This is a genomic window from Mesorhizobium sp. M0028 (assembly GCF_040323855.1).
GTDB lineage: Bacteria > Pseudomonadota > Alphaproteobacteria > Rhizobiales > Rhizobiaceae > Mesorhizobium.
This window is the reverse complement of the sequence record NZ_JAMYVG010000001.1, coordinates 422,845-435,759: the sequence shown is the minus strand read 5'-3', so window position 1 is coordinate 435,759 and position 12,915 is coordinate 422,845. Positions and strand designations below refer to the sequence as shown.

18 protein-coding genes are annotated in these 12,915 nt (G+C 61.9%); 12 read left to right on the top strand and 6 right to left on the bottom strand.

The features are described from left to right. Window position 1 precedes the first annotated feature (1 nt). From NKJ93_RS02145 to NKJ93_RS02115, 7 genes are all read left to right on the top strand, one after another. The gene (locus tag NKJ93_RS02145) at window positions 2-280 is read left to right on the top strand and encodes a hypothetical protein (RefSeq protein WP_352587295.1); all 279 of its coding nucleotides are present in this window, start codon (window positions 2-4) and stop codon (window positions 278-280) included. Next, on the top strand, window positions 277-780 hold the full coding sequence (locus tag NKJ93_RS02140; RefSeq protein WP_352587292.1) for an ASCH domain-containing protein: 504 nt from the start codon (window positions 277-279) through the stop codon (window positions 778-780). The genes NKJ93_RS02145 and NKJ93_RS02140 overlap by 4 nt, the downstream gene beginning before the upstream one ends. Continuing rightward, a complete protein-coding gene (locus NKJ93_RS02135; RefSeq protein WP_352587290.1) occupies window positions 777-1,259 on the top strand; it encodes a hypothetical protein in 483 nt (160 codons plus the stop codon). Before NKJ93_RS02140 ends, NKJ93_RS02135 begins: the two co-directional genes overlap by 4 nt. Further along, a complete protein-coding gene (locus NKJ93_RS02130; protein ID WP_352587287.1) occupies window positions 1,256-1,624 on the top strand; it encodes an HNH endonuclease in 369 nt (122 codons plus the stop codon). The genes NKJ93_RS02135 and NKJ93_RS02130 overlap by 4 nt, the downstream gene beginning before the upstream one ends. Beyond that, the gene (locus tag NKJ93_RS02125; RefSeq protein WP_352587284.1) at window positions 1,621-3,042 is read left to right on the top strand and encodes a hypothetical protein; all 1,422 of its coding nucleotides are present in this window, start codon (window positions 1,621-1,623) and stop codon (window positions 3,040-3,042) included. Before NKJ93_RS02130 ends, NKJ93_RS02125 begins: the two co-directional genes overlap by 4 nt. 202 nt (window positions 3,043-3,244) lie before the next feature. Further along, the gene (locus NKJ93_RS02120) at window positions 3,245-3,592 is read left to right on the top strand and encodes a hypothetical protein (protein WP_352587281.1); all 348 of its coding nucleotides are present in this window, start codon (window positions 3,245-3,247) and stop codon (window positions 3,590-3,592) included. Continuing rightward, a complete protein-coding gene (locus tag NKJ93_RS02115; RefSeq protein ID WP_352587278.1) occupies window positions 3,592-3,852 on the top strand; it encodes a hypothetical protein in 261 nt (86 codons plus the stop codon). The genes NKJ93_RS02120 and NKJ93_RS02115 overlap by 1 nt, the downstream gene beginning before the upstream one ends. 2 nt (window positions 3,853-3,854) lie before the next feature. Here NKJ93_RS02115 and NKJ93_RS02110 read toward each other — a convergent pair whose 3' ends face one another. Next, complete coding sequence (locus NKJ93_RS02110; RefSeq protein WP_352587276.1) at window positions 3,855-4,097, bottom strand: DUF982 domain-containing protein; 243 nt, start codon at window positions 4,095-4,097, stop codon at window positions 3,855-3,857. Between the two features lie 223 nt (window positions 4,098-4,320). Between NKJ93_RS02110 and NKJ93_RS02105 the strand changes: the two genes are divergently transcribed. Continuing rightward, a complete protein-coding gene (locus NKJ93_RS02105; protein WP_352587273.1) occupies window positions 4,321-5,367 on the top strand; it encodes a tyrosine-type recombinase/integrase in 1,047 nt (348 codons plus the stop codon). A gap of 336 nt (window positions 5,368-5,703) precedes the next feature. On the opposite strand, the gene NKJ93_RS02100 is transcribed toward NKJ93_RS02105, so the two are convergent. Next, the gene (locus NKJ93_RS02100) at window positions 5,704-6,369 is read right to left on the bottom strand and encodes a hypothetical protein (RefSeq protein WP_156948025.1); all 666 of its coding nucleotides are present in this window, start codon (window positions 6,367-6,369) and stop codon (window positions 5,704-5,706) included. Between the two features lie 175 nt (window positions 6,370-6,544). Then, a complete protein-coding gene (locus NKJ93_RS02095) occupies window positions 6,545-6,817 on the bottom strand; it encodes a hypothetical protein (RefSeq protein ID WP_051409612.1) in 273 nt (90 codons plus the stop codon). 198 nt (window positions 6,818-7,015) lie between these two features. Between NKJ93_RS02095 and NKJ93_RS02090 the strand changes: the two genes are divergently transcribed. Further along, the gene (locus NKJ93_RS02090) at window positions 7,016-7,267 is read left to right on the top strand and encodes a PepSY domain-containing protein (protein ID WP_352587270.1); all 252 of its coding nucleotides are present in this window, start codon (window positions 7,016-7,018) and stop codon (window positions 7,265-7,267) included. A gap of 128 nt (window positions 7,268-7,395) precedes the next feature. Beyond that, window positions 7,396-7,872 carry a hypothetical protein gene (locus tag NKJ93_RS02085; RefSeq protein ID WP_352482589.1) on the top strand — a complete coding sequence of 159 codons (477 nt, stop codon included), beginning with the start codon at window positions 7,396-7,398 and terminating at the stop codon, window positions 7,870-7,872. Window positions 7,873-7,883: 11 nt separating this feature from the next. Here NKJ93_RS02085 and NKJ93_RS02080 read toward each other — a convergent pair whose 3' ends face one another. Together NKJ93_RS02080 and NKJ93_RS02075 are read right to left on the bottom strand one after the other, a co-directional pair. Beyond that, window positions 7,884-9,785, bottom strand: coding sequence for a L,D-transpeptidase family protein (locus NKJ93_RS02080; protein WP_352587267.1), 1,902 nt, complete (start codon window positions 9,783-9,785; stop codon window positions 7,884-7,886). Window positions 9,786-10,007: 222 nt separating this feature from the next. Beyond that, window positions 10,008-10,754, bottom strand: a complete 747-nt coding sequence (locus NKJ93_RS02075; protein WP_352587264.1) for an SDR family oxidoreductase — start codon at window positions 10,752-10,754, stop codon at window positions 10,008-10,010. A gap of 98 nt (window positions 10,755-10,852) precedes the next feature. Between NKJ93_RS02075 and NKJ93_RS02070 the strand changes: the two genes are divergently transcribed. After that, entirely contained in the window at window positions 10,853-11,467 is a 615-nt protein-coding gene (locus NKJ93_RS02070) for a TetR/AcrR family transcriptional regulator (protein WP_023717623.1), read from the top strand. Between the two features lie 35 nt (window positions 11,468-11,502). On the opposite strand, the gene NKJ93_RS02065 is transcribed toward NKJ93_RS02070, so the two are convergent. Further along, entirely contained in the window at window positions 11,503-12,411 is a 909-nt protein-coding gene (locus NKJ93_RS02065; RefSeq protein ID WP_352482593.1) for an alpha/beta hydrolase, read from the bottom strand. Window positions 12,412-12,458: 47 nt separating this feature from the next. Between NKJ93_RS02065 and NKJ93_RS02060 the strand changes: the two genes are divergently transcribed. Continuing rightward, window positions 12,459-12,911, top strand: a complete 453-nt coding sequence (locus NKJ93_RS02060; protein WP_352494642.1) for a MarR family winged helix-turn-helix transcriptional regulator — start codon at window positions 12,459-12,461, stop codon at window positions 12,909-12,911. Window positions 12,912-12,915: the final 4 nt, after the last annotated feature.

Below are 12,915 nucleotides of genomic sequence, written 5' to 3'. Positions count from 1 at the left end.
GATGAGCGGTTCAGCGCAATGCCCGCATGTCGACTTCCAGTTCGACGTCAAGGTCGCCCGATTCGAGGACGACACCATCAAGCAGGCCGACATCACCGGCAAATGCATGAACTGCGACAAGCCGTTGGTGTTCTTCTGCGATCTGCCCATGGGCGTCAGTTGGACACACCCGACGCTGTCGATCGACGCGCAGGAGCTTCGCCTTCCGGTGCTCGTGCTCGGCGACGAGGTAGACGAGAAAAAGAAACGACCCAGCTTCAGCGTGAGGGAAATTCGATGAAAGCGTTGACCGTCTGGCAGCCCTGGGCGACGCTGATAGCGACCGGCGCCAAGCCATATGAATTTCGAGGATGGCAACCGCCTAAGTGGCTGATCGGCCAGCGCCTCGCAATCCATGCCGGTGCCCGCCCGATCAAGGCAAGCGAGATCCGGGCGCTCGTTCGAGCCCTACATGGCGACGAGAACATGACCAATCCGTGCCTGCGCAAGGACGTGGCGTTGCCGGTGCTCGACCGTGTTCTCGACGCCCTCAAAAAATCGCCTGACACGCTGTTCGGCACAAAGGAGGGGCTGACGTTGCCCCACTCCTGCGTCGTCTGCACGGTGGTAGTCGGCGAACCGAAGCGGGGCGATGCCTGTGCGGTTGAATTTGGCGACAACGCTGGCAACGACAGCGACCGTGAAGGCACCTTCAATTGGGGCTGGCCAATGCTGGATATTCAGCCGGTGGCCTCAGTTCCAGCGCGCGGCGCACAAGGTTTATGGGACTGGCGCGAATGACCTCAAAAGCCGCCTTCCGCCACGACGTCATCGCCGGCATGCATTGCCTGGTGCCGTGCGATGCCGACGGGCTCGAAATGCTGCTCGCCATGAAGCGCGGCAAGGAGGTTCTGACCGAGATCCACACGCCAAGGAACGTCCGGCACCACCGGATGCTGTTCCTGCTCATGCGCCATGTCATCGACGGAGGGGCATGGGAAGGCGACGAGGAAACCCTGCTCGACTGGATCAAATACGCAGTCGGCCACGTCAAGACCTCGATCGACCATCTCGGCAAGGTGCACTACGTGCCGAAGTCGATCGCCTTCGTCAGTATGGACCAGGCCGCGTTCCTGCGGTTTTTCGAACGCGCCGTGTTCGCCATCTGCCACCGCCTGCTCGACGACGCCGAAGGCTGGGAAAAGCTCCGCGACGAGATCATTGAGATTGTCGACGGACGCTATGCCAGTCAGGCCAATCACATGGGACGAGCAGCATGAGCCGCCGAGAGTTCCCCCGCAAGGTGAAGCAGGCCGCGCTCGCTCGCGCCGCCGGCAAGTGCGAGAAGTGCTCGGCAGTCCTGAAATCGCGCGAAGGCGAGGTCGATCACATCCTGCCTGATATTCTCGGCGGCGAGCCGGTGCTGGCGAATGCGCAAGTCCTTTGCTCCGTCTGCCACGCCGAAAAGACCGCCGACGACATCCGCCGCACCAGGAAAGGCGATCGCCAGCGCGACAAGGCGTCAGGCGCAATCAAGCCAGCCGGCAAGCTCTCCGGCCCGCAGTTTCGCAAATCCCAAAAGCCAGTACGCGAGGCCAAAGCCATGCCGCCTAGGCGTTCTCTGTTCAAAGGAATTTCGCCATGACCACGCCAACGCAAGACATACTTGACGGCATCACCACTGACATCGAATTGCTGCGGATGGCCGTCGAAGCTGACGATCCAAAGGCCGAACTGAGGATCAGGCTTGACGATATCCGCTCTGCGATAGGGCGGTGCCGCGCCACTCTCACCAAATCCAGCCCGGTTGAAGCTGTGGCGGTGAAGGGGTGGACACACGTAAAGCATCCGCCGAAGGTTGGTGGAGCCTACGTGGTCGGCGGCTACTATATGTCCGGCTCGTTGCGCACGTTTGGTCGGACGTTCGCTACCGTCATTCTGACCATCGACGGCCCCGAGTGGTCCCACCATGATGAGAAGCGATCGTTCATCCCGATCGAGTATTGGTATGCCCTGCCGCCGCATCCAGAGTTCGCCGCCCCTGCCCCTCTCAGCAATCCCGAAGCGCCAGCCGCACCGGTGGTGGACTTGCAGCAGAAACTGCGGGACGCCCTGCTGAATGCGGCCGAACACGGTCATATAAGTAGGAACGCCGCTCACGATCTTTACCCGTATACCGATGCCGTAGTGCGCGTAGCCACCCCGCCCGCCCCAACATCGGCGGTGGATGGGGAAGAAGCAGAACGGATTGCAAGCCTCGAAGCTTTCCATAGGGAGGTGTGGGGTTGGCTCATTAAGCGCGGACTCGTCGACAACGGTGACGATGAGTGGGACGGCTTTACCACCGTTATCGAGGAACACGAGGCAGAGATAGAGGCCGGCGCCATTCGCTCTACACTCTCCAAAACCAAAGCCGTCCCTGCCCCCATGGGTGGGGCGGGGGAGATGGTGGAGGTGGCGTATCGATGGCGAGTTAAGGGCGCCGAGACATGGGTTTATGACCCTACCCCGGATTGGGTGGCCGCTCAAATGGCCCGCGCCGATCTTGATATAGAACCGCTCTACGCCGCCCTCGCAGGAAACCCTTCTCTTCAAATCGTCGTGAGCGTCGCTTCAACATCGGCCGAAATCGCGCTGGCCGAAGCCTATAGTGCTGGATACAAGGCCGGCCGCAACGCCGCTCCCCCTGTAGGGGATGCTGCCGAGGCGGTGGCGTGGCTGGCGGAGGGCGCGGGATGGAAGCGCGTGTTCCTCTCCAAAGAGGCGGCCGAAAAACTGGCTAACGAAGGCGGGAGACTAGTCCCCCTTTTCGCCAATCCTCTCCCCAAGGCACCGATAGAGCCGGGAGTGCAGGATGCTTTGCGGCAGAAGATCGAAGAGCTTGGCTCATACGCAGCGCTGGCACGGCTGGTCGGGATATCGGACGAGTACGTCAGGCAGGTGGCTTTGGGCATTAGGCCGATCAGAGGCAAATTGCTCGCCTATCTCGGCTTCGAACTCGTCAAAGCCTATCGCCGAATGCCAGCCCTCGCCGCTTCTCATGCTGAGGGAGAGCGGGGATGAAACTGACAGACGCACAACGGCGCGTCTTGCGGAACCTTGCCGCTGGCCAGTCGGCGATTTCCGGTTTTGCGGGCGGACGGTCAACGGCAGGCGGTCTCACCGGAACGTTCGCGTCGTTGCGGCGGCGTGGTCTGATTACTCTGTGGTATCCGGCCGCAATCACCGCCGCCGGCCGTGCTGCACTTCAACAGGAGCCGCAGCCATGAGCGACACACTGATCGAACGGCTGGAAAAAGCTCAAACTGATGTTTGGGCGCATACCCGCATTGACTGCTTACGGGATGCCGTAGTTGCCGTTAAGGAGCGGGATAATCTAGAGGCTGTCTTGTATGCCAAGCCAACAGGAACCGCAGCGCAACGTGAGCGGCAATGGGCGAAGAGGGTCGCCGCCCTCGAAGCTGAGAACGCTAGGCTGGTGAAAGAGCGAGACTGTGTGCTTGATGAGCGCAACCAAGCCTTGGGTCTGGCTCTCGCAGCCGAAGCCGAACGGGAAGCACTGAGAGAGGCGCTGGCGCGCCAGGATAGCCTCTCTGGAAGGGGAGGTGAGTGATGAAGATGCGCGAGGGAACGGTTTATCAATCGGTCGGCTGGGGCGGCTACATAGGTTGGCCCGCTAACGCCAAACCAGACATCCGGCCGAATATAGACGGGCCGCTGCTCATCATGCGCAACGGCGAGCTTCATTGGCTGACATGGCGCGAACGTTGGTTGTTCTGGCTCGGGAAGACCGACGCCGAACGGTTGGAGCGGAAGTATCGCCCGGCCCTCGCCGTCATGGCCGCTGCTGTCCTGCCGAGGGAGGCGGTATAATGCTACCCCTCCCGCAGCACCTTCGCCTCGCGCGCCGCCTCAACAAAAGCCTGTCGCGCTTCTGCAATGGCTTCTGGCGTCGGGTTGTCGATCGCCCGAGCACAGACCACGTAGGCGGCAGCGAGCTTGTCTGGGACGGGCCAGTCCACCCACTGACGCATTTGCTCAAGAGCGGTCTCGACGGACTTGACCTCAAGCATCCGGCCGGGGGCGGATTTTATACGGACGGGCGCAAACCAGAGCATCCCGCATATCTGGGCCGGACAGCGGGAGCGGCAAGGTGACGCGAACCCTTCCCGCATGGACCGAAGGCTTGGTGCCCATCGATATGGACGGCGCCGCGATCCTGCTTGGCGTTTCCAGGCGGTTCCTTGTGGACGAAATCAAAGACAATCCGCATTTTGAGCGACGTGGCGTCAAGAAGGTGTTCTATCCGGAACACATCGCCCTGCTTCGGGAGAAGATATCATGCCGGGCCTCAAACCAGACGAACGCGAAGGTATCTGGTACGCCGTTGGAACCTTCAACGGAAAGCGCATACGAAAAAGCCTTGGCACTCGCGACGAAGCCCAAGCCAGGGAACTCTGCGCGCTCTACGAAGCAAAGCTCTGGAAACGTCATACCTATGGCGAAGCCGCCGTCCGGACCTTCGAAGAAGCAGCCGTGAGCTATCTCGAACAGGGCGGCGAAGGCCGGTACGTCCCCAAGGTCCTGAAGTTCTTCAAGGGCCGGGCAATCGGTTCGATCATGCCGGCAGAGATCCGTGGTGCTGCCTTGGCGCTTTACCCGAAGGCCACAGCCGCCACGCGCAACCGGCAAGTGGTGACCCCTGCCCGGTCGATCATCAACCACGCTCACGACCTCGGATGGTGCGGCCCGGTCAAGGTAAAGCAATTCGACGTCCAGCGATCGAAGAAGAACAAGCCGGTCGACCGCGACTGGATGGATAAGTTCCTCGCCGAATCCGACAAGAGCGGGCTTCCCCACCTTTCCGCTTGCGTCCTGTTCATGCAGCAGACCGGCGCCCGCGTCTCCGAAGCCATCAATCTCGTAGGCCAATACGTCGACCTCGGTGCGCGCGTGGCAATGCTGGAGAAGACCAAGACCGACGAATGGTCGCCGCGCTACCTCACCGCCGAGCTGACAGCCAGGATGGCGGCGCTGGGGCTTGGGAAGGATCAGAGGGTGTTTGGCTATACCGATCGGCAAGCGGTCAACAGACGCATCAAGGCTGTCTGCAAGCGCGCCAAGATCGAGCCGAGATCAAGCCACGCCGCCGGCCGACACTCTTTCGCAACGAACGCAATCAACGGCGGCGCGCGGATCAAAGAGGCAATGGACGCGGGCGGTTGGAAGTCGGCCAGCCTGTTCATGCAGACCTATGTCCACAGCGAGGAAGCCGGGCGGAATGTCGCCGGGATTTTCGACCGCGAAGCTGGCTTGTTTGACGCAAAAATGGTACAGTCCATAAAGAAGAAGCACGTAAGGTTCGGAAAACAAAAGGGAAAGTCGTGACCGGCATTCTGCCTTCACACGGGTGGGGTCGCAGGTTCAATCCCTGCATCGCCCACCATCTGCTTTCCTGAATCAATTCCAAGTCAGAGCGGCTAGTTGTCAAAATCTGACGCTTGGTGCCGAAGCAGTAGGCCCGCTCTGGGTAAACCTGCCTTTCGCTCCGGCTGCTGAAGCGGCTTTACCGCGCCCACTGCAAGCATATCGCCCATTCGGCAAACTCGCGCGTCGAGGCCTTTTTCAGCGGCGCGAAGCAATCCCCGCCGCCTGGGAGCGGCTGGAGCGCCCGTCGCGGTCATCAAGCGGGTCGCTCGCTACGCTCCCGCTACGGACTCGATGTCACCCATTGTGAGGCCGCAGCCCGATCACGGTCCGCGCTAAACCCAACCCGAACCAAAGTGTCCACAGGGACATCACCAGTGATGCCACGACCCAGACGAAGCTGCCCAGGGTGACTCCGAGCCACATGCCCAGGGGCCAACCGAGGAAGGCTCCAATTCCGGCCACGACTGCGATGTACGATGCCCAGACCGGCGTGGCTCGGTGAGTGGTCTGCGCCTCGTTGCCAGCGATCACGGCAACGGCCAACGCCAAAAACATGAAGCCGTTGGCCTTTCCTTCGGAAAATGCCCACCAGGCCTCGAAAGTTGCCGTGTCCCCGGCGGCAGCAGCGGCGGAGACCACGGTGGCCTCGGCCACCGCGGTCGTCATGGTCCAGAGGGCGCCGACAGTCAGCACACCCCAGGCAGACAACGTCCACCACGCCTCGGTGAGGCGCGATCTGGCCGCCAGCACGATCAGACCTGTCAGGACGAACAGTGATAGCGCTACCGCGGAAACCCAATGGATGATCGCCCATCGGACAGGGTCGTCGGTGATGACTCCCATCTGGCGACCCATATCGGGATCGATCGGCCCATGGCCGACCAGCGCGCCTGCCAGCAGGATAGAGGCGATCGCAAGCCAAACTCCTGCTACGCGCGTTCCTTCTTCTGTGTTTGCCATAGAGACCTCGCGCAGTAATGGTCCCATGTCCCATCTAGCGCCAGATTTCAAAGGGTTGCAAGATGGCCAATGATCGGAACGGGTCGACTGACGCCGTAACATTGCCACATCTGTACGACCGGAAAGGGTCGGAACAGATAATCCGCATTGGGCACCAAGCGTCAGATTTTTACCACTAGCAGCTGCAGGTCGCCCCCTCGCCCCCAAAATTCTTTTGGGCGAAATTCAAGGCGCTGCTGTAGCTCGTGTAGCTCTGGAACTGGCAAACGTTGGAGCCGGCCCGCACCTTCATCTGCTCGATATCCCAGAACGAAACTTCGATACGGTCGTCGGCGCAATAGACCGTATAGCGTTCAGGTTCCAGCGCCTCGGCTTTCTGCACAGGCATCGAAACGGACGGGATGGAAAGTATGGAAAGTACAAATATGATGGCATGACGCATTTGCATGTAGACCCCCGAGTGACCGTCGGCACTGTTATGGCCGCGATGTTGAGGCGACGCATCATGATTTTAAGCAGTCGCCTTGTTCTTTCGGCGGCCATAGATCAGGTACGGACGGCGCCTCGTTGTAGCGCAACGCTCCGCGATCCCGGAACAAACCTGTATGGAAACGAGTTTCTGCTGATCGAGATGTGAGGGAAAGCCATGTCCAGACTTGTTTTGGCGGCCGCCGTGCTGCTTGTCGGCGGATCGGCCTTTGCGGCTGACGAAAATCCGGTGCCGGCGCAGAATGCCAAGAAGCTGTCGGAAATCATTGCCAAGGTCGAGCAGCGCGACGACTTCCACTACATCAAGGAAATCGATTGGGACAGCGGCGCCTACACCGTCATTTATTACACGAACGACAAGGCCAAAGTCGAAATCACCTATGATCCGGTGACAGCCGCGCCGAAATAAAGCTGTCCCGCAAACGGTCCAGATTCTAAAAAATGGCGCGCCTCGAAGGCCCCCGGCCTTCGACACACCCTTGCGCAGATATGACTTTGATGGCTGACTGAGTGCTATCATTGCGCGCGGGGGTGGGCATGGCGACGGTAAAGCACGTATTGAAACGCTTTCTGATGATGCTCGCGGGTTATTTCATAGCGGTACTGGTTGGGCTGATCGCGGTGGCGGCGATCTATGGCGGGCTGAGCTCGCTGCCAAATGCGCCGAATTATTTCGACGTCATGGGTGTCACCCCCGTTGCGGTGCTGCTGTTGCCGCCGCTCGGCATGTTCATCTATTTTCTGACGATCGTGCTGACTGCCTTGCAGACGCTGATCTTCGCACTGATTGCCGAGTTTTTCTCGCTGCGCAGTTTTTGGCTGCATATGATCTTCGGCGCCGCGGCTGCGGTTGGCGGCTTCGCCCTGATCTGGCCCAGTGTACCAGACGACACGAACCCGGAGCGCTGGGCCGATATCGGTATCATTGCCGCAGCAGGCGTTGTCGCTGGCCTGGTGTATTGGCTGATCGCCGGGCGCGACGCCGGCTTCCGGCGTCCGCTCTTTCAGCGCTAGACCCGCATTCCTCAGCTTGCCGGCGAACGCACCGCTTCCGTGCTGTCGAGCGCCTGCTGCAGCCTTGTGTCGCGGCCGTATACGTCGTTGAAATATTCGACATTGCCGGACAGGTCCGGCCATGCGGTGAAATAGGCGACATAGACCGGGATCTTGCGTGTCACGTCTTCGGTCGAATGTCCGAGCTTCAGTCTGTCCTCGATGTAGTCGACCGAGGTGCCGAGCACGGCAGCCGCCATACCGCGCGGATCCTGCAAGCGCACGCAGCCATGGCTGAGCGCGCGCATGTCGCGCTGGAAAAACGACTTCTGCGGCGTGTCATGCATGTAGATGGCGTGCTTGTTGGGGAACAATATCTTCAACTCGCCCAGCGCATTGGCCTCGCTCGGCAGCTGGCGCACGCCGTAGGGTATCTTCGCGCCATAGGCGCCCCAATTGACCGAGGAGGAGGGAATGCGCTTACCGCGCGCATTGACCACCTCATAGCCCGCGCGGTCGAGATAGCCCGGATCCCGGCGCAGCCGCGGCAGCATCTCATTGACCAGGATCGACTGCGGCACGCCCCAATAGGGGTGGAAGTCGACCTGCTCGATCTGGTCATAGAAGAAAGCAGTCTGGTTGGTGGGCCTGCCGACGACGGCGCGGGTCTTCAGCTTCTCCTCGCCATCGTCGATATAGCTCGCGGTGAAAGCCGGCTGGTTGATGAAGACACGCGGGCTGCCGAGGTCGGAAGGCAGCCAGCGCAACTCTTCGAGCGCGACCCGAACCTTCTGAACCTTGTCGGCCTTGGACGTTCCGGCCAACGATGCAACGGTACGTGGGCCGATGACGCCGTCGCCTTTCATGCCGGCCCGTTTCTGCACCGCCTTGATCACCGGCACCAGCTCCGGATCGTAGACCTCGCTGGTGGCGAGCCTCGCCAGGACCTCGCCATAGGCGCCGCCCATCTCGTCATCGAGATTGCGCGCGATCTTTGTCAAAAGCTTCGGCAGTTCAGGGCTGGTCTGCCCCGGCTTCAGCAGCAGATTGGGATCGATGGTGATTTCGTCTTCGGCGCTGGCCTGGAGCGCTTCCAGTTCGACGCGCAGCGCCTGATACTCGGCGTTCTGTGGGTGCCGCGATTCGAGGTAGGTGCGAGCTTGCTGGGTATGGGCCAGCGTCTTCAGCACCCCTTCCATGTCGAGCGGCTTCGGCGGAAAATCGTAGTAGCCGGTCATGCGGTTGGGATCGACGCGGCCGCTTTGTGCGTCACGGGCGTAGCGCAGGACGCGTGCCGACAGCGCCATCTCGAAGCGGACCAGCTCTTTCAGGCGTTCATCGGCATCGCCCGCCGATGTGCCTGCTGCCGGAATTTCGACGGTGTAGTCGGCGGGCGTCAGGCCGTAGCTCGCGGCTTCGCCAAGCACCCGCACCGCATCCTGCGCACGGCTGCTGGGACTGGTTCCCGTCACCCAGATGAAATCCGGATTGGCTGAGTAGTAGGCGATCAGCGCCTTGGCGATGTCCTTCTCGGCATAGAGGTCATAGCCGTCGAGCCCGGCAATGGCTTCGCGGAATGCAGCCCCGGTGGCCGCCGGCTCGAACGCAGCATCCTGCGGCGTTGCCGGTTCAGGCGCTGCCGACAGTGCCGAAAAATCGACGCGCACCAGCGGATCGCTCTTGTAGGTGTAATAGGACGGGCTGCTGATTTGCGCACCACCACCGCCACCACCGGAAGCGGCCAGCGCCTTGGGCCTCGGCTTGTATTTTGACGGTGGCGGGGGAAAGTTACCTTTCGGCGGTGCGTGTTTGACGCCGCCGCCGAAAAGCATGTCGAAGAACCCTTGTGCTTCAGCCTGCGGCGCGCCGAAGGCCAGCATTGCCACGGCCACCGCAAACGGCAGCACGGTGGCTTTGTTTCCAAGGAGTTTCATGGATCACCCGCTCCGGTTGAACCCGGATCCCGTTCCGCACCGCTTTCACGGTCTCGCCCACCGCATGGCGGATGTAAGGCGTGACTATACTGATTCATACTGATTTCGTTAAGCTTCCATAAATTTCGGAACGTCTGTTGCAGAACGGTTTCACAACATCGTGACGGGTGGAGCGAATCCGCCGTCGCTCCCGACCAAATGGTTGCGCCCGTGAGCCAAGCCTCAGGCGTTGGCGCCGCCGTCGATGGTCAATGCTGCGCCTGTCACGAAGCGCCCTTCGGGGCCGGCAAGCCAGGCGACCATGCCGGCGATCTCGTCGGCCGTGCCGAAGCGAGGCGTCGCCATCTTCTGGCGCTGATGCTCGGCGTGCGGGCCGCCTGCTGGATTCATGTCGGTATCCGTCGACCCCGGATGGACGACATTGGCGGTGATGCCGCGCAGACCGAGATCGCGTGCAAAGGCCTTGGTCAGGCCAACCAAGGCAGCCTTGCTGGCCGAATAGGCGCTCAGGCCGGCATCGGTGGCACGCTCGGCCAGGTTGCTGCCGATCGAGATGATCCGGCCACCCTCGCCCATATGCGCCGCTGCTGCCTTGGCCGCGACGAACGGGGCTCTGAGGTTGACCTCCATCGTCTCATCGAAGTCGGCAAGCGACAGGGCATCGATCGGCGCAGCGCGCCAGATGCCGGCGCTGTTGACGAGGATGTCGAGCCGTCCGAAGGCTCTTACCGCCTCATTGACTGCCGCCTCGATCGCGGCAGCATCGCGATTGTCGGCCTTGATGGCGAAGGCCCGACCGCCGGCCGCCTCGATTTCCCCGACCACCGTACGCGCCCGTTCCTCGCCATTCACATAGGTGATCGCCACGCCCGCGCCGTCGGCCGCGAGCCTTCGTGCGATCGCCGCACCAATGCCGCGGCTGCCGCCGGTGACGAAGGCGGCCTTGCCGTTCAAGCTCCTGGATGACATTTGCTTCTCCATTTTGTAGTGATTGATACATAAATACCTGCCAGCCTTGCTGAACCACGTCAACTGAATTATGTATCGATCAACACAGAAAGCACACCATGCCGGAACGAGGCCGCCCCCGCACCTTCGATCGAACCGCCGCCTTGCGGCGGGCAATGGAAGTGTTTTGGGCCAAGGGTTATGAGGGCGCGTCGATAAGCGACCTGACCGCTGCAATGGGCATCAACTCACCCAGCCTCTACGCAGCCTTTGGCAGCAAGGAAGCGCTGTTCCTCGAGGCGACCGAGCTTTACACGCAGGTGGAAGGCACCGATATCTGGTCTGCGCTGGAAAAGGCGCCGACCGCACGCCAGGCGGTCGAGCGGTTCCTGCGCCAGACGGCCAGGGCCTATTCGCAGACCGGCCGTCCGCAAGGCTGCCTTATCGCGCTCGGCGCATTGCACCAGGACTCGAGCCGCGGCGCCATCTGCGATGATCTGCGCCGTCGCCGTGCCGAAAACCGCGAAGCCTTGCTGAGACGCCTCGAGCGTGGCGTGGCCGAGGGGGAGTTGCCGGCCGATTTCGACTGCGGTACGGCCGCGACCTTCTATGCGACCGTACAGCACGGCATGTCGATCCAGGCGCGCGACGGCGCGTCGCGCTCGGCTCTTCTGGAGACGGTGGCCGGGGCAATGGCGGCTTGGATAGCGATGGCCAGCACCGGGGCGGCGTGACGGTCGAACCCGGCAGACAAGAACAGACATTCAGGTCACTGCAGAGACGGCTCCAGCCTGCCGGCAACGAAGCCAACGGCGCGCTCCACCACACCCTTGTCCGCGAGAATGCGGCGGTGGCCGAGCCCGTCGGCCCAGTACAGCCGCACATGGTCGCCGGCACGCGCGTAGAGCCTTGCATGATCGGCGGACACTTCGCGGTCGTCCGGCGCGTGGATCACCAGCGTCGGCAGCGGCGCGCTTGCCAGTTGGCGGTCACCGGTGAATTCGTGCAGCGGCCGGCCGGCGATGCGCTCGACCCGGTCGGCCATGGCGACCTGCGAGCGCGAGCCGACATTCAGCATGCGGCTGAAATCGGCAAAGATCGCAGGAAGCGAGCTCGGCGCAGCGATTAGCACCAGCCGCCCGGCCGTCAACGGCGGGATATTTCTGATTGAACCGGCGACGGCATTGGCGGCGACGGCACCACCAAAGGAATGGCCGGCGATGGCGGCAAATGGGCCGAACCATTCGCCGGCAACCCGTGCTGCATCGACCGCACTGACAAGGGTCAGCCGGCGGCCCTGCGACTGGCCGTGGCCCGGCAAATCGAGCGAGACCACCTTGTAGCCGGCATCGCGATAGGCTTCGATCAATGTGCGCATGTATTCGGTACGCGAACGCCAGCCATGGATGACGAGCACGGTGCCTGCAGCCGCCCTGCCCGGCTCGGGCCGGAATTCATGCACCATGACGCAGCCGGTTCTGGTCTTTAGCCGGTGATGGCGCGCTTCGGTCATGAAATCGGCGGCGCGATCGATTGCGCGGCGCTCACCATGGCTCAAGCTCTTTTCGTGCGGCGTGCGGCAGAACAGCTCGAATGCAGCGCGCCCGGTGAGTCGCGGCGCCACATGCTCGGCCACGCCGAACGTGCCGCGGATGACCTTCAGTCCAAATGATGCCATAGTGGCGATCCATCCATTGGTTCAAGCATGAACATAATAGTTCAAACATGAACATTAAGCAAGACCTGCCCTGGGACAACCCGCGTTTTCGCAACTGGGTTGCGGTGGCGCGCGCCTGCCACGTGGTGGAACGCACCTTGGCGGTGAAGCTGGCGCCGCTCGACCTGAAGCCGGCGCAGCTGGACGTGCTGATGAACCTCTACCGCCATCCCGGCATGTCGCAGCACGACCTCGCTCGCCGCCTGCTGGTCGGCCGCTCCAACATCACCATGCTTTTGCCGCAGTTGGAGACCCGCGGCCTACTGCGCCGCGAGAGCGACGAGAAGGACAAGCGCGTGCTGCGGCTGACGTTGACTGAGGCAGGCGAAGCACTGCTGATGCAGGCCCTGAAGGTCCACATGACGCTGATCGAAAAGGCGATGAGCCAGTCGACGCCGGAACAATGCGACATGATCGGCGAACAGATGCGCAAGATTGCCGAGGTGTTGAAGACCGCCTGACGGC